14 protein-coding genes and 1 pseudogene are annotated in these 18,808 nt (G+C 60.3%); 10 read left to right on the top strand and 5 right to left on the bottom strand.

Features of this window, described 5'->3' with window-relative positions:
- Positions 1–50 precede the first annotated feature (50 nt).
- Genes betA through betI form a run of 3 tightly spaced genes read right to left on the bottom strand, consistent with a single transcriptional unit; the run spans position 51 to position 3,802 of the window.
- Positions 51–1,715 carry a choline dehydrogenase gene (gene betA, locus O1722_RS16955; RefSeq protein ID WP_023296081.1) on the bottom strand — a complete coding sequence of 555 codons (1,665 nt, stop codon included), beginning with the start codon at positions 1,713–1,715 and terminating at the stop codon, positions 51–53.
- 13 nt (positions 1,716–1,728) lie between these two features.
- On the bottom strand, positions 1,729–3,201 hold the full coding sequence (betB, locus tag O1722_RS16950) for a betaine-aldehyde dehydrogenase (protein WP_017694352.1): 1,473 nt from the start codon (positions 3,199–3,201) through the stop codon (positions 1,729–1,731).
- Between the two features lie 13 nt (positions 3,202–3,214).
- A complete protein-coding gene (gene betI / locus O1722_RS16945; protein ID WP_017382531.1) occupies positions 3,215–3,802 on the bottom strand; it encodes a transcriptional regulator BetI in 588 nt (195 codons plus the stop codon).
- Positions 3,803–3,930: 128 nt separating this feature from the next.
- On the opposite strand from betI, the gene betT reads away from it, so the two are divergent.
- From betT to O1722_RS16910, 7 genes and pseudogenes are all read left to right on the top strand, one after another.
- A complete protein-coding gene (betT, locus tag O1722_RS16940) occupies positions 3,931–5,964 on the top strand; it encodes a choline BCCT transporter BetT (RefSeq protein ID WP_032670411.1) in 2,034 nt (677 codons plus the stop codon).
- Between the two features lie 139 nt (positions 5,965–6,103).
- Positions 6,104–6,427 (top strand): annotated as a pseudogene (locus O1722_RS16935) (type II toxin-antitoxin system RelE/ParE family toxin); the annotation flags it as partial.
- Between the two features lie 65 nt (positions 6,428–6,492).
- Entirely contained in the window at positions 6,493–6,777 is a 285-nt protein-coding gene (gene nadS / locus O1722_RS16930) for a NadS family protein (protein ID WP_032670406.1), read from the top strand.
- A gap of 203 nt (positions 6,778–6,980) precedes the next feature.
- On the top strand, positions 6,981–7,892 hold the full coding sequence (locus O1722_RS16925; protein ID WP_032652915.1) for a metal ABC transporter substrate-binding protein: 912 nt from the start codon (positions 6,981–6,983) through the stop codon (positions 7,890–7,892).
- 2 nt (positions 7,893–7,894) lie between these two features.
- Positions 7,895–8,701: an iron/manganese ABC transporter ATP-binding protein SitB gene (gene sitB / locus O1722_RS16920; protein WP_032647626.1), complete on the top strand. Its 807-nt coding sequence runs from the start codon at positions 7,895–7,897 to the stop codon at positions 8,699–8,701.
- Positions 8,698–9,549 (top strand): iron/manganese ABC transporter permease subunit SitC, encoded by an 852-nt coding sequence (gene sitC, locus O1722_RS16915; protein ID WP_033486429.1) that lies wholly within the window; start codon positions 8,698–8,700, stop codon positions 9,547–9,549. Before sitB ends, sitC begins: the two co-directional genes overlap by 4 nt.
- Positions 9,543–10,382 (top strand): metal ABC transporter permease, encoded by an 840-nt coding sequence (locus O1722_RS16910; RefSeq protein WP_023303259.1) that lies wholly within the window; start codon positions 9,543–9,545, stop codon positions 10,380–10,382. Before sitC ends, O1722_RS16910 begins: the two co-directional genes overlap by 7 nt.
- Here the strand turns inward: O1722_RS16910 and entD are convergent.
- Both entD and O1722_RS16900 read right to left on the bottom strand, forming a co-directional pair.
- Complete coding sequence (gene entD, locus O1722_RS16905) at positions 10,318–11,007, bottom strand: enterobactin synthase subunit EntD (RefSeq protein WP_033486428.1); 690 nt, start codon at positions 11,005–11,007, stop codon at positions 10,318–10,320. The two genes, O1722_RS16910 and entD, sit on opposite strands and share 65 nt — an antisense overlap.
- 81 nt (positions 11,008–11,088) lie before the next feature.
- A complete protein-coding gene (locus O1722_RS16900) occupies positions 11,089–13,338 on the bottom strand; it encodes a TonB-dependent siderophore receptor (protein ID WP_017382520.1) in 2,250 nt (749 codons plus the stop codon).
- Positions 13,339–13,484: 146 nt separating this feature from the next.
- Here O1722_RS16900 and fes point away from each other — a divergent pair, with 146 nt between their 5' ends.
- The 3 genes from fes to entF are packed head-to-tail and all read left to right on the top strand — an operon-like array spanning position 13,485 to position 18,761.
- The gene (gene fes, locus O1722_RS16895) at positions 13,485–14,684 is read left to right on the top strand and encodes an enterochelin esterase (protein ID WP_032671333.1); all 1,200 of its coding nucleotides are present in this window, start codon (positions 13,485–13,487) and stop codon (positions 14,682–14,684) included.
- A 10-nt stretch (positions 14,685–14,694) separates the two neighbouring features.
- A complete protein-coding gene (locus O1722_RS16890; RefSeq protein WP_015571182.1) occupies positions 14,695–14,907 on the top strand; it encodes an MbtH family protein in 213 nt (70 codons plus the stop codon).
- Entirely contained in the window at positions 14,904–18,761 is a 3,858-nt protein-coding gene (gene entF, locus O1722_RS16885; RefSeq protein WP_033486427.1) for an enterobactin non-ribosomal peptide synthetase EntF, read from the top strand. Before O1722_RS16890 ends, entF begins: the two co-directional genes overlap by 4 nt.
- The last annotated feature ends 47 nt before the right edge of the window (positions 18,762–18,808 follow it).

The following is an 18,808-nucleotide window of genomic DNA, read 5'->3' as shown; positions in this document are numbered from 1 at the left end:
GACACCCTCTCCCTTTAGTAGAGGGCCGGGGTGAGGGGAGAAGTTCGCACTCAGCGGCGAACCGGCGCCCCATCCGCCACATAATACGCCGCCGTGCTCTTCGCCAGCGGCTCGCGCCCGCGAATGGCGTCGGCAATCTTTTCGCCAATCATGATGGTGGTGGCGTTCAGGTTGCCGGTGATAATCTGCGGCATAATCGACGCATCCACTACGCGTAACCCTTCCAGCCCGTGAACCCGGCCTTCGCCGTCGACCACCGCCATTTCGTCGTAGCCCATCTTGCAGGTGCCGCACGGGTGGAAGGCGGTTTCAGCGTGGTTGCGCACGAACTCGTCCAGCTGTTCGTCGGTCTGGCATTCCACGCCCGGGCTGATTTCACGACCGCGATACTTGTCCAGCGCAGGCTGGTGCATGATCTCGCGGGTGATGCGGATCGCGTCGCGGAACTCCTGCCAGTCCTGCTCGTGGGACATGTAGTTGAACAGGATCGCCGGATGCTGGTGCGGATCGCGCGACTTGATGCGCACGTGGCCGCGGCTCGGCGAGCGCATGGAGCCAACGTGGCACTGGAAGCCATGTTCTTTCACCGCGTTCGAGCCGTTGTAGTTAATCGCCACCGGCAGGAAGTGATACTGAATGTTTGGCCACTCGAACTCCTCGCGGCTGCGGATAAACCCGCCCGCTTCGAAGTGGTTGCTCGCGCCCACGCCTGTGCCGCCAAACAGCCACTCCGCGCCAATCTTCGGCTGGTTCCACCATTGCAGGGCAGGGTAGAGGGAGACCGGCTCCTTACATTCATACTGAAGGTACATCTCCAGGTGATCCTGCAAGTTTTCACCCACCCCGGGTAAATCATGTACCAGCGGGATATCAAACTGCTTCAGCAGTTCAGCGTTGCCCACGCCGGAGCGCTGGAGGATCTGCGGAGACGCGATGGCGCCCGCGCACAGCAGCACCTCTTTCTTCGCCGTCGCTTTTGACGGAATGGTGCTTTCGCCTTCCAGCCACTCGACGCCCACCGCGCGCTTGCCGTCAAAGATAATGTGATCGGTCATGGCGTGGGTGCGGATGGTCAGATTCGGGCGCGGTTTGGCCTGGTCCAGATAGCCGCGCGCGGTGCTGGCGCGTCGGCCCTGCGGCGTGACCGTACGGTCCATCGGGCCAAAGCCTTCCTGCTGATAGCCGTTAAGGTCGTCGGTGCGCGGGTAGCCCGCCTGCACGCCCGCCTCTACCATCGCTTCAAACAGCGGGTTCACGCCCGGCTTAGAGGTGGTGACGCTCACCGGACCGTCGCCGCCGTGGTAGTCGTTCGGCCCCACGTCGCGGGTCTCTGCCTTGCGGTAGTAGGGCAGGCAGTTGAGGTAGCTCCAGTGCTCCAGACCCGATTGTTTCGCCCAGTTGTCCAGATCCATCGCGTTACCGCGCACGTAGCACATGCCGTTGATCAGCGACGAGCCGCCCAGCCCTTTACCCCGTCCGCATTCCATGCGGCGATTGTTCATGAAAGGCTCAGGCTCGGTTTCATACGCCCAGTTGTAGCGCTTGCCCTGCAACGGGAAGGCCAGCGCGGCAGGCATCTGGGTGCGGAAGTCAAAGCGGTAGTCCGGCCCGCCCGCCTCAAGCAGCAGGACGGTGGTGTTCGGATCTTCAGTCAGTCGTGTTGCCAGTACGTTGCCGGCAGAGCCGGCTCCGATAATGATGTAGTCAAATTGCAAATAAACCTCCCGGTTAAAATATGGACTGGAATTTACCCATCTCAACCTGGATGGACTTCACCTGGGTGTAACTCTGTAGCGTCATGACGCCGTTCTCACGGCCAATGCCGGAGTGTTTGTAGCCACCGACCGGCATCTCTGCGGCGGATTCACCCCAGGTGTTGATCCAGCAGATGCCCGCTTCGAGCTGATGAATAGCGCCGTGGGCGCGGTTCAGATCGGCGGTGACGATGCCCGCCGCCAGACCGTAGTCGGTATCATTGGCGCGGCGAATGGCCTCTTCGTCAGTGTCATAGGTAAGAATGGACATCACCGGGCCGAAGATCTCTTCGCGCACGATGGTCATTTCGTCGGTGCAGTCGGTGAACACGGTCGGGGCCACCCACGCGCCGTTGTCAAAGCCGTCACCCTTCAGCACGTCGCCGCCGCACAGCACGCGCGCGCCTTCCTCTTTGCCTTTGGCGATGTAGCGCAGCACGCTGTCGCGGTGCGGGAAGCTGACCATCGGGCCAAAGTTGGTGTTTTCATCGAACAGGTCGCCCGCGCGGATGCGGCCCACGCGCTCAACGATTTTTTGCTCAAACGCGGCTTTGACCTTCGCGGGCACGAACACGCGGGTGCCGTTGGTGCACACCTGACCGGAGCTGAAGAAGTTCGCCATCATGGCGATATCTGCCGCGAGATCCAGATCCGCGTCGTCAAACACTATCAGCGGAGATTTACCGCCCAGCTCCATCGTCACCTCTTTCAGGGACGAGGCCGCCGAGTTCGCCATCACCTTTTTGCCGCTGGCCACGCCACCGGTGAAGGAGACTTTGGCGATGCCCGGATGCTCGGTCAGGAACTGGCCGGTCTCTGCGCCCACGCCCGGCAGGACGTTAAACACGCCGTCCGGCACGCCTGCTTCGGTGTAGATCTCCGCCAGTTTCAGGGCGGTAAGCGGCGTCACTTCGCTCGGCTTGAAGATCATCGCGTTGCCCGCCGCCAGCGCCGGGGCCGATTTCCACAGGGCGATCTGGATCGGGTAGTTCCACGCGCCGATGCCCGCCACCACGCCCAGCGGCTCGCGGCGGGTGTAGACGAACGAGGTGTCGCGCAGCGGGATCTGGCTGCCTTCCAGCGCCGGGATCAGCCCCGCGTAGTACTCCAGCACGTCCGCGCCGGTAACGATGTCGACGGTCGAGGTTTCGGAATACGCTTTACCGGTGTCGAGGGTTTCCAGCGTTGCCAGCTCGTCGTTGCGCTCGCGCAGGATATCGACGGCGCGGCGCAAAATGCGCGAGCGCTCCATGGCGGTCATCGCCGCCCAGATCTTCTGCCCGCGCTGTGCGCTTTCCACGGCGCGGTCCACGTCTTCGCGCCCGGCGGCCTGCACGGTTGCCAGAACTTCACCGTTCGCCGGGTTGATGGTCTCGAAGGTGCGACCGCTGGTGGCCGATGTGTAACCACCATTGATATAAAGCTGCTGTTCTGCCATTCGGGACATAAATTCTCCTCGGTTAATCGGTCGGTAAATGCTGGCTGATAAAGTGGCTGGTGAGCGACTGGGCCAGGGTTTTATCCAGCGGTTTGCCGCTGAGCGCAGCGCGCAGCCATAGCCCGTCAATCAGTGCGGCGAGCCCGTAGCCCGCCTCTTCAGCCTGTTCACGCGGCAGCTCGCGGCGGAACTCGTACACCAGGTTAGAGAGCAATCGGCGGCTGCTGACCTGCTGCAAACGGTAGAGCATCGGCTGATGCATGCTGCTGGCCCAGAAGGCCAGCCAGGCCTTCATCGCCGCGCCGCTGATCTGGGTTTCATCAAAATTGCCGCCGACAATCGCCTGCAATCGCTGCTCTGCGCTGCCGTCCGGCAGGGCGCGTAAACGGCTTAATACCGCGTCGCGCAGCTGACCGGTGATGTCACGCATGGTCGCTTCCAGCAGACCGTTTTTATCTTTGAAATAGTGGCTGATGATCCCCGTGGATACGCCCGCCCGACGGGCGATTTGCGCGATGGTTGCGTCATGCATTCCCACTTCATTAATTGCTTCCAGCGTGGCATCGATTAGCTGCCTGCGCCGGATCGGCTGCATCCCCACTTTGGGCATTTTTGCCACTCCATTCATCAGCGTTGGTTAACTATTAAAGCGGTTTTTGATTGGACGTTCAATATAAAATGTGTCTTAATTGTTGCGGATTTGGATTTCAATAGTTACAAAAACAGTGGGGATACTGGATGACAGACCTTTCACAGGACAGAGAAAAAGACAAAATCAACCCGGTCGTTTTTTATACGTCCGCCGGGCTGATTTTGTTGTTTTCCCTGACGACCATTTTCTTTCGTGATTTTTCTGCCGAGTGGATTGGGCGCACCCTGAACTGGGTGTCGAAGACCTTCGGCTGGTACTATCTGCTGGCGGCGACGCTCTATATTGTCTTCGTGGTCTGCATTGCCTGCTCGCGCTTCGGTTCGGTGAAGCTCGGGCCCGAGCAGTCCAAGCCCGAGTTCAGCCTGCTGAGCTGGGCCGCGATGCTGTTTGCCGCGGGCATCGGCATCGACCTGATGTTCTTCTCCGTGGCGGAACCGGTCACGCAGTATATGCAGCCGCCGGAAGGGGCAGGGCAGACGATGGAGGCCGCGCGCCAGGCGATGGTCTGGACGCTGTTCCACTACGGCCTGACGGGCTGGTCGATGTACGCTCTGATGGGCATGGCGCTCGGATACTTTAGCTATCGTTATAATTTGCCCCTCACCATCCGCTCCGCGCTCTACCCGATCTTCGGTAAAAAGATCAACGGCCCGATAGGCCACAGCGTCGACATTGCGGCGGTGATCGGCACCATCTTTGGTATCGCGACAACGCTCGGAATTGGCGTGGTGCAGCTTAACTACGGGCTGAGCGTGCTGTTTGACATCCCGGATTCGATGGCGGCGAAGGCGGCGCTGATTGCGCTGTCGGTGATTATCGCCACCATCTCGGTGACCTCCGGCGTGGATAAAGGGATTCGCGTGCTCTCCGAGCTGAACGTCGCCCTGGCGCTGGGGCTGATCCTGTTCGTGCTGTTTATGGGCGACACCTCGTTCCTGCTCAATGCCTTAGTGCTGAACGTGGGTGATTACGTGAACCGCTTTATGGGCATGACGCTGAACAGCTTCGCCTTTGACCGTCCGACAGAGTGGATGAACAACTGGACGCTCTTCTTCTGGGCGTGGTGGGTGGCGTGGTCGCCGTTTGTCGGCCTGTTCCTCGCGCGCATTTCGCGTGGGCGCACCATCCGTCAGTTCGTGATGGGCACGCTGATCATCCCTTTCACCTTTACCCTGCTGTGGCTGTCGATTTTCGGCAACAGCGCGCTGCACGAGATCATCCACGGCAATGCGACTTTTGCCCAGGAAGCGATGGCGCACCCGGAGCGCGGCTTCTACAGCCTGCTGGCGCAGTATCCGGCGTTTACCTTTAGCGCGTCCGTAGCGACCATTACCGGCCTGCTGTTCTACGTCACCTCGGCGGACTCCGGCGCGCTGGTGCTGGGGAACTTCACCTCGAAGCTCAAGGACATTAACAGCGATGCGCCGAACTGGCTGCGCATCTTCTGGTCCGTCGCCATCGGCCTGCTGACGCTCGGCATGCTGATGACCAACGGTATCTCGGCGTTGCAGAACACCACGGTGATCATGGGCCTGCCGTTCAGCTTCGTGATCTTCTTCGTGATGGCCGGGCTGTATAAATCGCTTAAGGTGGAAGACTACCGCCGCGTCAGCGCCAGCCGCGACACCGCCCCGCGTCCGCTGGGCGCGCAGGACAGGCTGAGCTGGAAAAAACGTCTCTCGCGTCTGATGAACTACCCCGGCACGCGCTACACCAGCCAGATGATGGAGACGGTCTGCTTCCCGGCGATGGAAGAGGTGGCCCAGGAGCTGAAGCTGCGTGGCGCCTACGTGGAGCTGAAAAACCTGCCCCCGGAAGAGGACGAAAATCTGGGGCACCTGGATCTGCTGGTGCACATGGGCGACGAGCAGAACTTTGTCTATCAGATCTGGCCGCAGCAGTATTCGGTGCCCGGGTTCACCTACCGGGCGCGCAGCGGGAAGTCGACCTACTACCGGCTGGAGACCTTCCTGCTGGAAGGCAGCCAGGGGAATGATTTGATGGATTACAGCAAGGAGCAGGTGATTACGGACATTCTGGACCAGTATGAACGGCACCTGAACTTTATCCATCTGCACAGGGAAGCGCCGGGGAATAGCGTGATGTTCCCGGATGTATAAATGGATTCTTAAAATTTTGCCGACCTGTATATAAATACAGTATTTTGGCGCAATATTACTCAAGGAAGAGTAACAATGTAGCAAGAGCCTGATCCTGATGTATTCAGGCTTTTTGCTGCGATTAGGGAAGGAATTATGGATGAGTCACGCGATAGAGTTTATCGAAACATCACTCTTTACCCGGCAGATTAAAAGCATTGCTACGGATGATGAATTAAAGGATCTGCAAAAGGAACTCATTGCCTGGCCTGATAAAGGCGACCTGATACAACAGACGGGTGGGTTACGTAAAATAAGGATGGCGGCAGGTTCAAAGGGAAAGAGAGGCGGTGCCAGAGTGATTTACTTTTTGGCCACGGAGGAGGTGATCTATTTCATCATGGCCTATCTAAAAAGCACCAGGGACAGCCTGACTGAGACAGAGAAAGCTGAACTTAAAAAACTAACTTCTGTTCTGAAAAATAGTGCTTCCTGTGCCGTAAATGGTAGGTGTACTATGTACCCTATTCAGGCAGGAGGAGGCAGACAATGAGTATATTTGATGAATTAAAATCTTCGCTTGAAGAAGCCGTTGAGATCCACAGCGGAAAGAAAACAGCTTCCAGAGTAACCCGCTATGAAGTTGCAGATGTTCGCGCAATCAGAGAACAGCTCAATATTACCCAATGCGAAATGGCGAAGGCGCTTGGCACGAGCGTTGACACGATAAAAAGCTGGGAGTCCAAACGTCGCAACCCAACCGGGCTGGCGGCGAAGGTACTTAACGTGATTCGGGAGAATCCTGCATTTTATAAGGCCCTTGCCGGGCAGTAGGCAGCCCTCTTGCCGGGTGGCGCTGCGCTTACCCGGCCTACAAATCTGCTTTACCGTAGGCCTGATAAGCGAAGCGTCATCAGGCACGCCCTTCATTGACACAACTTTAATGATAATTATTTTCATTTAAACATAGCCTGTGCTATACCTTATAGCACAGGCTAATTTTGCTTTGAATTTAATCACCTCAGGAGACTTCTGCGATGCATCCACGGCAAGGATTGAAGCGTCTGTTGCTCGGCGCGCTGCTCATGACTGCGACCACGACCGGCGCGCTGGCGGCTGAAAAGTTCCAGGTCATCACCACTTTTACCGTTATTGCTGATATGGCGAAAAACGTGGCGGGGGATGCCGCAGAGGTCACCTCCATCACCAAACCGGGCGCGGAAATTCACGAATACCAGCCCACCCCGGGCGATATCAAACGCGCGCAGAAGGCACAGCTGATCCTGGCGAACGGCATGAATCTGGAGCTGTGGTTCCAGCGCTTTTATCAGCATCTGAACGGCGTGCCGGAGGTGATTGTTACCAAAGGCATCACCCCGATGGGCATCAGCGAAGGGCCCTATAACGGCAAGCCCAATCCGCACGCGTGGATGTCGCCGGATAACGCCCTGATTTACGTCGATAACATCCGCGACGCGCTGGTGAAGTACGATCCGGCCAACGCACAGACCTATCAGCGCAATGCGGAAGCCTACAAGCAGAAGATCACCGCCACTCTCGAACCGCTGCGCAAGCAGGTCGCGGAGATACCTGAAGACAAACGCTGGATGGTAACCAGCGAAGGGGCGTTCTCCTATCTGGCGCGGGATTTGGGCCTGAAGGAGCTTTACCTGTGGCCGATCAACGCCGATCAGCAGGGCACGCCGCAGCAGGTGCGCAAGGTTATCGACATGGTGAAAAAACATCACATTCCGGCGGTGTTTAGCGAAAGTACGGTCTCTGATAAGCCCGCCCGTCAGGTGGCGCGGGAAACCGACACCCACTACGGCGGCGTGCTGTACGTCGACTCTCTGAGCGCGGAAAACGGCCCGGTGCCGACCTATATCGATCTGCTGAACGTCACCACCCGCACGCTGGTGCAGGGCATCCGTGACGGGATGAAGGAGTAACCATGCAGAAGGGGATTGTTGTAACCGACGTGACCGTGACCTACCGCAACGGCCACACGGCGCTGCGCGACGCATCGTTCAGCGTGCCGGGCGGATCGATTGCCGCCCTGGTGGGGGTGAACGGTTCCGGCAAGTCCACGCTGTTTAAGGCGGTGATGGGGTTTGTGCGGGCGGCGAGCGGCACTATCTCCATTCTGGGGCTGCCGCCTCACCGGGCGCTGCGTCAGAACCTGGTCGCCTACGTGCCGCAGTCGGAAGAGGTCGACTGGTCGTTTCCGGTGCTCGTCGAGGACGTGGTGATGATGGGCCGCTATGGGCATATGGGGTTTCTGCGTCGTCCCAAAGAATGCGATAAGCAGATCGTCACCGACGCCCTGAAGCGTGTAGATATGCTCGAGCTGCGCCATCGGCAGATTGGCGAGCTGTCCGGCGGGCAGAAGAAGCGCGTGTTTCTGGCGCGGGCGATTGCCCAGCAGGGCGAGGTGATCCTGCTCGACGAGCCGTTTACCGGCGTGGACGTCAAAACCGAAGCCAGGATCATCAGCCTGCTGCGGGAGCTGCGCGACGAGGGCAAAACGATGCTGGTCTCGACCCATAACCTGGGCTCGGTCACGGAATTCTGCGATTACACGGTGATGGTCAAAGGCACCGTGCTGGCGAGCGGCCCGACGGAAACCACCTTTACCGCCGAGAATCTCGAGCGCGCCTTTAGCGGCGTGCTGCGCCACGTGGTGCTCAGCGGCTCGGAAGATCGCATTATTACCGACGACGAACGCCCCTTCGTCACGCACCGTCAGGAGGCCAAATGAACGTGCTTCTCGAACCCTTCGGCTACGAGTACATGCTCAACGCGATGTGGGTCTCGGCGATGGTGGGCGGGCTATGCGCGTTTCTCTCCTGCTATCTGATGCTCAAAGGCTGGTCGCTGATCGGCGATGCGCTGTCGCACTCCATCGTGCCGGGCGTAGCGGGGGCCTACATGCTCGGGCTGCCGTTCTCGCTGGGGGCGTTTTTATCGGGCGGGCTGGCGGCGGGCAGCATGCTGTTTCTCAACCAGCGCAGCCGCCTGAAGGAGGACGCCATTATCGGGCTGATCTTCTCCTCGTTTTTCGGGCTGGGGCTGTTTATGGTCTCGCTCAACCCGACCTCGGTGAACATTCAGACCATCGTCCTCGGCAATATTCTGGCTATCGCCCCGGAAGATATCGTCCAGCTGGCGATTATCGGCGTGTTGTCGATAGTTATCCTGCTGTTCAAATGGAAAGATCTGATGGTGACCTTTTTTGATGAGAACCACGCCCGCGCCATCGGCCTGCGTCCTGAACGCCTGAAAATTCTCTTCTTCACGCTGCTGGCGGTCTCTACCGTGGCGGCGCTGCAAACCGTCGGCGCATTTCTGGTGATCTGTCTGGTGGTCACGCCCGGCGCGACCGCGTGGCTGCTGACCGACCGCTTCCCGCGCCTGCTGATGATTGCGGTCGCCATTGGCAGCATCACCAGCTTCCTCGGCGCGTGGGCCAGCTATTACCTGGACGGCGCCACCGGCGGCATTATCGTGGTCGCCCAGACGCTGCTGTTCCTGATGGCGTTCGTCTTTGCGCCGAAGCACGGGCTGCTTGCCAGCCGCCGTCGGGCGCGGGAGGCACACCCATGTTGACGCTGCTTCTCGAACCGTTCCAGTTTGCGTTTATGAACAACGCGCTGCTGATTTCACTCATGGTGGCCGTGCCCTGCGCGCTGCTGTCGGTTTTTCTGGTGCTGAAAGGCTGGGCGCTGATGGGCGACGCCATGAGCCACGCGGTGTTTCCCGGCGTCGTGCTGGCCTGGATGATGGGCCTGCCGCTGGCGCTGGGCGCGTTCGTAGCCGGTCTTTTCTGCGCGGTCGCCACCGGATATCTGAAGGATAACAGCCGCATCAAACAGGATACGGTCATGGGGATCGTCTTTTCCGGCATGTTCGGCGCCGGGCTGATCCTCTATATCGCCGTCAAACCTGAGGTGCATCTCGACCACATTCTGTTCGGCGATATGCTGGGTATTAACGGGATGGACATTCTGCAAAGCGGTCTCGTCGCGGGGCTGATTGCGCTGGTGATTGGCCTGAAGTGGCGCGATTTTCTGCTGTTCTGCTTTGACTATCAGCAGGCGCAGGCGAGTGGCCTGCGCACCCGCTGGCTGCACTACGGCTTACTGTGCATGGTTTCGCTGACCATCGTTGCGACGCTGAAAGCGGTGGGGATCATTCTGTCGATTTCCCTGCTGATTGCGCCCGGCGCCGTGGCGGTGCTGATTACCCGACGCTTTCACATGGCGCTGCTGGTGGCGGTCGCCGTTTCAGCGCTGGTGTCGGTAAGCGGCGTTTATGCCTCGTTTTATCTCGACAGCGCGCCTGCGCCGACCATTGTGGTCCTGTTCGCGATGGTGTTTATCGTGACGTTTGTGGTGACCAGCGTGAAGGCTCGTCGCCAGGAGCGTGTGACAGCAGGGTGATGACCTGTTCGCCGTGCTGCTGCCAGTGCAGGCGGAAGGCGGTGCCTTCTTCAAAGCCTGCCAGTTGACGGGTCAACGCCAGCGTGAGCGTCTTGTCGTCGAGCTTGGTAACGCGGGCGCAGTCAAAACCCATCCAGGCCTGTACCTGCGGAAAGAGGGCCTTAAACAGGCTCTCTTTGGCGCTGAAGACCAGCGTCAGGGCGAGGGCGAACGGGTATCCCTGGCGGGAAAGCACAGGTTCTTCCTGCGTATCAATAATGCCGTCTTTGATTTCCCTGGCTTCGTTTTCGAAGAGGATCGTTTCACAATCGATGCCGATAAGCGCCGGGTATTGCGTGACGACGGCTATCGCCTGCGTGCTGCTGTGGGTGATGCTGCCGGAAATACCTTGCGGCCAGAGCGGTTCCCCGCTGGGGCCGATGGCGGGCATGGTGTGGTCAGGTAAGGCGTGCGCGGCGGCGATGCGGCCTGCCAGGTGGTCGGCCTTGCGTTTGCGTCCGGCGTCAGCAAGCTGCGCGTGATGGGGGAGCCAGAGGAGATCGGCGTCGGTAAAGGTGGCGGGGTCGAAAGTGATGCGGTGGAGGGTGTGGCCGGCGAGAGAAAATGTGCTGTGGGTGGTGTGCATGGTTTTCCCTTCAGTATTGTGCGGCCTGATGCCCTCACCCCGGCCCTCTCCCATGGGGAGAGGGGGAAGTCACTGCCTTTATCAGAACCTCGTATTCACGCTCATATACCAGGTACGGCCCGGTTCATTATACGTATACGCGCCCGCACCGTACATATACGCGCCGGTGGTGGTATTACCCGTGGTCTGGGCGTTACCCGCACGCCACTGGCGCTTGTCGAAGACGTTGTCCACGCCGCCGGTCAGGCTGACGTTTTTGGTCACGTCCCAGGTCGCGCTCAGGCCAACGATGCTGTACGGGCTGACTTCGTCTTTTTCAGACCCGGTCACCGGCTGACCTTTGTAGTTGTACTTCTTCGGCTGCTGCTTGCCGTACCAGGTGAAGGTCGACTGGAGCGATACGTCCTGATGCACCTGCCAGCTCAGGGTTGAGTTCAGCGTGTACTCAGGAATGATCGACAGACGATCGCCGGTCTCCTTGTTCTTGCTTTGCAGCATGTAGGTGATGTTATTGGTCCAGTTGATGGTATCGCTGACCGGTACGTTCAGGGAGCCTTCCAGACCTTCTACTACCGCCTTCGGCACGTTTTCCCACTGGTAGATATCGGTGGTGACTTTGCCGGTGGACGTCTGGCCAATCGGCGCGTAGCCCGCTTCAATCTTGTTGCGGTAGTCGTTGCGGAACCAGGTCACGCCCGCCAGCCAGCCGTCGCGTTTCCACTCCAGGCCAATCTCTTTGTTGATGCTGGTTTCCGCTTTCAGATCGTCGTTACCCATCATGTAGCAGCCCACGCCGTCGGAACTGGCGTAGCAGCCCTGGCCTTTACTGTACAGCAGGTAGTTCGGGTTGGTCTGATACAGGCTTGGCGCTTTATAGGCGCGCGCGATGCCCATCTTCAGGGTGAAGTCATCCCCCAGACCCTGCGACAGGTTCAGGGACGGGCTCCAGTTATTACCCACAATGGTGTGGTGGTCGAAGCGCAGGGCAGGGGTCAGCATGGTGCTGTCGGTCAGCTCCATGTTGTTTTCGGCAAACAGGGAGAAGATCTCCGCTGAAGTGTACGGGCTACGGTCTTCGCTCATGCCCGGAATGGTGCCCCCCTGTTGGGTTTGCGTGAAGGAGGTCGAGTCCTTCATGCGCTGCTGGTTCCATTCGGTGCCGAGCGTCAGGTTCTGGTTCACAATGAAATCAATCGGCAGGTTGATTTCGCTGTGCAGCATCACGTCGGCCAGGTCGGTGTCGGTGAATTTATTGCTGTTGAACAATCCTTCCAGACCGCCCGCCAGCCCTTCGCCCAGACGGGAGTTGCGGGTGTGTTCGTACTGCGCCCAGTTGCTGGTGGTAATGCCGTTATCCCAGCCGCCGTTCCAGGTCACCGCGAAGTTCTGACGATAGATACGGTTAGTCTCTTTACCGTAGTTCTTCTTCACCAGCCCGCTTGAGCTGTTGTCGTTGTTGGTATTCTGGGTATCGCCCGCGTAAAGGTTGTTCTGGCGGCTGTATCCCGCCTCAAACTCCAGGGACTGCATCGGCGCAAAGTCCCAGCGCACCACGCCGTTGATGTCTTTATTCTCGACCCCTTCACGGCCTGCCGGCAGCGTGTCGGCATATGCGCCGGTACGGTCAGACTGATGGCCCTGGTTAATGTCCCAGGCGTCGGCCTGGGTTTTATCCAGGTTACCGTACATGCGGAAGCTGAAATCCCCGCCCAGCGGGCCGCTCAGGCTGAAGTTAGTGCGTTTGGTGGAACCTTCGTCTTTATGCTCTGGCGCATTCAGGTAGGTGTTCCAGGAGCCGTGCCACTGGTCGTCAAATTTTTTGGTGATGATGTTCACCACGCCGCCCGCCGCACCGTTACCGTAGCGGGCAGCAGCCGGGCCACGGATCACTTCGATGCGCTCGATCATCTCCGGCGGGACCCAGCCGGTATCGCCGCGGGTATCACGCTCGCCGCGCCAGCCCAGACGGATGGAGTTGCGGCTGGTGACCGGCTTGCCGTCGATCAGGATCAGGGTGTTTTCCGGGCCCATGCCGCGAATGTCAATCTGACGGTTATTCCCGCGCTGGCCGCTGGTGGAGTTGCCGGTCAGGTTAACGCCCGGCATGGTGCGGATGATTTCCGCCACGTCGCGCGCGGGCGGGTTTTTGCGGATCTCGTCGGCGGTGATGGTCGACACGCCCGGCGCCTGCAAATTCTGCTCGGCGGCGGTGATCACCATGGTGTCTTCATGCTGCGCGGAGGCGGTGTTGTCGTCTGCCATGACGGGCAGCGCGACACCATAAATCCCTAAATTGACCAGCAAGGCCAGAGAGTGAATCTTCTTATTCATTGTACGTCCCGCTTTTATGGTTATTTAATGAGCGCGCTTCCCACAGCGCGGGCATTACGCTATTGCAAATGCAAATAGTTATCAATAATATTATCAATAAAATTTGCTCTGAAACAAAAAAGACTGTTAAACATGGGGTTATAAGGGTGACGGCGTTAACAACCGGAAGTGAAGCGTGGTGGCAGGCGAAAGACGGGCCGGAACGGGAACGTCATCAGGAAAACTATCGCGTGACATTCTGGTGGCGGGACCCGGCGGGAACGCAGAAAACGTCGACGGTTAAACGCGTCTGGCTCTACGTCACCGGTGTGACCGATCACCATCAAAATGCCCGTCCGCAGTCCCTTGAACGTATCCCGGATACCGACGTCTGGCAGTGGCAGGGCGAGTTCAGCCCCGAATGGCGCGGCAGCTACTGTTTTATCCCCTCCGACAATGAAAACGATTTTGCCAGCGCAGTGTTTGAAGGCGATCAGCCGGACCGCATGGCGCTGCGCGAAGGCTGGCGCAAACTATTGCCGCACGCGGTGTCCGACCCGCTGAATGCCCAGAGCTGGCGCGGCGGGCGCGGGCACGCCGTCTCGGCGCTGGAGATGCCGGAGGCGCCCGTACAGCCCGGCTGGAACCATCCCGATACCCCTTACAATAAGCCTGTCTGCATTGAGTGGCACAGCGCGCGTCTGAAGAACCGTCGCCGCGTGTGGATTTTTACCACCGGGGATGAAAGCCCCGAGCGCCCGCTGGCGGTGCTGCTCGACGGGCAGTTCTGGGCCGAAAGCATGCCCGTCTGGCCTGCGCTGGCGTCGCTCACCCATGAAGGCAAACTGCCGCCTGCGGTCTATGTCTTAATCGACGTGATTGACACCGCACACCGCAGCCGCGAGCTGCCGTGTAACCCTGATTTCTGGCTGGCGGTGCAGGACGAACTTCTCCCGCAGGTGAAAAGCATGGCCCCGTTCAGCGACCGCGCCGACCATACCGTGGTGGCGGGTCAGAGCTTCGGCGGGCTCTCTTCCCTCTATGCGGGCCTCAACTGGCCGCAGCGTTTTGGCTGCATCCTCAGCCAGTCCGGATCCTACTGGTGGCCGCACCGCGGCGCGCAGCAGGACGGGCTGCTCATCGAACAACTCAAAGCGGGTGACAAAACCGCTCGCGGGCTGCGCATCGTCCTTGAGGCCGGGCGCAACGAGCCGCTTATTTTGCGCGCAAACCAGGCGATCCTCGCCGAACTACACACTCAGCAACCGGTTTTCTGGCGTCAGGTTGACGGCGGACACGATGCGCTTTGCTGGCGCGGTGGGCTGACGCAGGGGCTGATGACCCTCTGGCAGCCGCTTATTCAATAACGGAGTCTGTATGGAATTCAGCAATCCTTTCGATAATCCGCAGGGACAGTTCGCCATTTTGCAAAATGACCAGGGGCAGTACAGCCTGTGGCCGCAGCAGTGCGAGTTGCCCGCGGGCTGGCGCGTGGTCTGCGAACCGCAATCTCAGGAGGCGTGCCAGCAGTGGCTGGCGGAACAGTGGCAGACGCTTGAGCCGTCATGTTTTGCGGGGGAGCGCGCATGAACCGTCTCCCTCTTGTCGCCGCCCAGCCGGGGATCTGGATGGCAGAGCAGCTTTCCTCCCTGCCAAACGCCTGGAGCGTCGCGCACTACACCGAGCTGAAAGGCGCTATCGATGCGCCATTGCTGGCAAAAGCCATCGCTGAAGGCATGATGCAGGCCGACACCCTGCGGATGCGTTTTGCCGAAGATAACGGTGAGGTGTGGCAGTGGATCGATGAGGCCATGCTCCTGCCGGAGCCGTCCATCGTGCGCGTTGACTCCCACGACGCCGCCGTGGCGCTGATGGAGGCCGATCTCAACCAGAACCTGCGCGTCGACAGCGGTCAGCCGCTGGCGTTTCACCAGCTGATCCAGGTGGGAGAAAGCCACTGGTACTGGTATCAGAGGTATCATCATCTGGTGGTAGATGGCTTCAGCTTCCCTGCTATTACCCGTCAGATCGCCGCCATTTACGCTGCGTGGCAGAAAGGTGAATCCACGCCGGCCTCGCCGTTCACCCCGTTCGCCGAGGTGGTGGAGGAGTATCAGCGCTATCGCGACAGCGAGGCGTATCAGCGCGACGGTGCTTTCTGGGCCGCACAACGCAAACAGCTTCCTTCTCCGGTCTCGCTCTCTTCCGCGCCGCTGCCGGGACGCGCCGCCACCACCGATACCCTGCGCCTGAAAATTGCGATGGACGGCCGTGCGTTCAGCCAGCTTGCACAGAAGGCAGGCCAGGCGCAGCGTACCGATCTGGCCCTTGCGCTGGTGGCGCTGTGGCTGGGCCGCCTGACCGGACGGCTGGACTACGCCGCCGGGTTTATCTTTATGCGCCGCATGGGCTCCGCCGCGCTGACCGCGACCGGACCGGTGCTCAACGTCCTGCCGCTGGCGGTGAATATTCGCCCGCAGGAGAGCCTGCCGGAACTGGCGCTGCGCCTGGCGAACCAGCTGAAAAAGATGCGCCGCCATCAGCGTTACGACGCCGAACAGATCGTGCGCGACAGCGGACGTGCCGCAGGCGACGAAGCCCTTTTGGGTCCGGTGCTGAACGTCAAGGTGTTCGATTATCAGCTGAATATCGACGGCGTGGAGGCCATTACCCACACGCTGGCAACCGGCCCGGTGAACGATCTGGAGCTGGCGCTGTTCCCGGACGAGCAGGGCGGACTGAGCATTGAGATCCTCGCCAACGGGCAGCGTTACGACGAGGCGACGCTGAAAGGGCACGCGGCGCGCCTGAACGCAATGCTGACGCAGTTTGCCGCCAATCCGGACCTGCGCTGTGGCGACGTGGAAACCGTATCAGAGCAGGAATACGCCCGGCTGGCGCGCATCAACGATACCGGGCTGGCGCTGCCGTCCACCACGCTGGCGGATCTTGTGGCGGAGCAGGCGAGCAAAACGCCGGACGCCCCCGCGCTGGCGGATGCCCATACTGAACTGAACTACCGCCAGATGCGCGAGCAGGTGGTCGCGCTGGCAAACCTGCTGCGCGCGCGCGGCGTGAAGCCGGGCGACAGCGTGGCGGTGGCGCTCCCGCGCTCGGTGTTCCTGACCCTGGCGCTGCACGGGATTGTTGAAGCAGGCGCCGCCTGGCTGCCGCTGGATACCGGTTACCCGGATGACCGTCTGCGGATGATGCTGGAGGACGCGAAGCCGTCGCTGCTCATTACCACCGACGAGCAGCTTCCGCGCTTTAACGATCTGCCGATCGCCACCTTTAGTTACAACACACTATTACCGGTCACCGATGCTGAACCTCTGCGCCTGGCGAAGCCGGAGCAGACCGCGTACATCATCTTTACCTCCGGTTCGACGGGGCGTCCAAAAGGGGTGATGGTCGGCCATACCGCCATCGTTAACCGCCTGAAGTGGATGCAGGATCATTATCCACTGGCGGCGCATGACGTGGTGGCGCAGAAAACGCCGTGCAGCTTTGACGTGTCGGTGTGGGAGTTCTGGTGGCCGTTTATCGCCGGGGCGAAGCTGGTGATGGCCGAGCCGGACGCGCACCGCGATCCGCAGGCGATGCAGGGCTTCTTCGCAGAATATGGCGTAACCACCACCCACTTCGTGCCGTCGATGCTGGCGGCCTTTGTCGCCTCTCTGACCCCGGAAAACGCTGTGTGCTGCAAAACCCTTAAGCAGGTGTTCTGTAGCGGCGAAGCGCTGCCGACTGCGCTGTGTCGCGAGTGGGAACAGCTCACCCATGCGCCGCTGCACAACCTCTATGGCCCAACCGAAGCGGCGGTGGATGTGAGCTGGTATCCGGCGTTTGGCCCCGAGCTGGCGGCGGTGGAAGGCAACAGCGTGCCGATCGGCTTCCCGGTGTGGAATACGGGGCTGCGCATTCTGGACGCGATGATGCGCCCGGTGCCGTTCGGCGTGGCGGGGGATCTGTATCTCACCGGCATTCAGCTGGCGCAGGGGTATCTGGGACGCCCCGACCTTACCGCCAGCCGCTTTATCGCCGATCCGTTTGCCCCCGGCGAGCGAATGTACCGCACCGGGGACGTTGCCCGCTGGCTGGACAACGGCGCGGTGGAATATCTGGGCCGCAGCGACGATCAGCTGAAAATCCGCGGCCAGCGCATCGAGCTGGGCGAAATCGACCGGGCGATGCTCGCGCTACCGGATGTGGCCCAGGCGGTGGCGCACGCCTGCGTGTTCAACCAGGCGGCTGCCACGGGCGGCGATGCCCGCCAGCTGGTGGGATACGTTGTCTCTGAATCCGGCTTACCGCTGGATCGCGACGCGCTGCTTGCATCACTCAAAGCCCAGCTGCCACCGCATATGGTGCCGGTGGTGCTGCTGCAAATCAGCGCGCTGCCGTTAAGCGCCAACGGCAAGCTGGATCGCAAGGCGCTGCCGCTGCCGGAGCTGACCAGCAAAACTTCCGGTCGCGCGCCCGAGACGCAAACTGAAGTCACCGTGGCGCAGGCGTTTTCTGCCCTGCTGGGCTGCGCGGTGAACGATATCGAGGCCGATTTCTTTGCCCTCGGCGGCCACTCGCTGCTGGCGATGCGCCTTGCGGCTCAGCTCAGCCGTGCGTTCAGCCGCAAGGTCACGCCGGGGCAGATTATGGTCGCCTCGACGGTGAGCAAGCTTAGCGCCCTGCTGGACTCGCAGATGAGCGACGAGCAGGCGCAGCGTCTGGGGTATGAAACCGTTCTCCCGTTGCGTGAAAGCAACGGCCCCACGCTGTTCTGCTTCCATCCGGCGTCCGGCTTTGCCTGGCAGTTTAGCGTCCTGGCGCGCTACCTCAGCCCGCGCTGGTCAATCATCGGCATTCAGTCTCCCCGACCTGAGGGGCCAATGCAGCAGGGTGCGGATCTCGATGCGGTGATCGAGCATCATCTGAACACGTTGCGTAAGCAACAGCCGCAGGGGCCGTATTATCTGTTCGGCTATTCCCTCGGCGGCACGCTGGCGCAGGGCATTGCGGCGCGTCTGCGCGAGCAGGGTGAAGACGTAGCGTTCCTCGGCCTGCTGGATACCTGGCCACCGGAAACCCAGAACTGGGCGGAGAAAGAGGCCAACGGCCTCGATCCGGAGGTGCTGGCGGAAATTGAGCGCGAACGTCAGGCGTTTATTGCCGCCCAGCAGGGGCAGGGCTCCAGCGAGTTGTTTAACGCCATTGAAGGCAACTATGCGGACGCGGTGCGGATGCTCACCACGGCACACAGCGCGCGGTTTGACGGTAAAGCGACGCTGTTTGTCGCCGAGCGAACGCGAACCCTGGATCCGCAGGCCGCGTGGGCGCCGTGGGTGGATGAGCTGGAGGTGTACAGCCAGGACTGCGCCCACGTGGATATTATTTCACCGCAGGCGTTTGAAAAGATTGGGCCGGTACTGAAGGAAATTTTGGGGTAACGTTTAAAGCCCCTCACCCTAACCCTCTCCCACGGGGAGAGGGGATG

It is taken from the genome of Enterobacter cloacae complex sp. HYC003_NIDB, from assembly GCF_056673375.1.
This window is presented reverse-complemented; position numbering and strand designations above follow the sequence as displayed.

Excerpts from the sequence above, each read along its gene's own strand:
- sitC (WP_033486429.1), top strand. The coding sequence starts at position 8,698 with ATGAACGTGCTTCTCGAACCCTTCGGCTACGAGTACATGCTCAACGCG.
- betI (WP_017382531.1), bottom strand. The coding sequence starts at position 3,802 with ATGCCCAAAGTGGGGATGCAGCCGATCCGGCGCAGGCAGCTAATCGAT.
- entF (WP_033486427.1), top strand. The coding sequence starts at position 14,904 with ATGAACCGTCTCCCTCTTGTCGCCGCCCAGCCGGGGATCTGGATGGCA.
- O1722_RS16900 (WP_017382520.1), bottom strand. The coding sequence starts at position 13,338 with ATGAATAAGAAGATTCACTCTCTGGCCTTGCTGGTCAATTTAGGGATT.
- betB (WP_017694352.1), bottom strand. The coding sequence starts at position 3,201 with ATGTCCCGAATGGCAGAACAGCAGCTTTATATCAATGGTGGTTACACA.
- O1722_RS16890 (WP_015571182.1), top strand. The coding sequence starts at position 14,695 with ATGGAATTCAGCAATCCTTTCGATAATCCGCAGGGACAGTTCGCCATT.
- O1722_RS16910 (WP_023303259.1), top strand. The coding sequence starts at position 9,543 with ATGTTGACGCTGCTTCTCGAACCGTTCCAGTTTGCGTTTATGAACAAC.
- nadS (WP_032670406.1), top strand. The coding sequence starts at position 6,493 with ATGAGTATATTTGATGAATTAAAATCTTCGCTTGAAGAAGCCGTTGAG.
- O1722_RS16925 (WP_032652915.1), top strand. The coding sequence starts at position 6,981 with ATGCATCCACGGCAAGGATTGAAGCGTCTGTTGCTCGGCGCGCTGCTC.
- entD (WP_033486428.1), bottom strand. The coding sequence starts at position 11,007 with ATGCACACCACCCACAGCACATTTTCTCTCGCCGGCCACACCCTCCAC.
- betT (WP_032670411.1), top strand. The coding sequence starts at position 3,931 with ATGACAGACCTTTCACAGGACAGAGAAAAAGACAAAATCAACCCGGTC.
- sitB (WP_032647626.1), top strand. The coding sequence starts at position 7,895 with ATGCAGAAGGGGATTGTTGTAACCGACGTGACCGTGACCTACCGCAAC.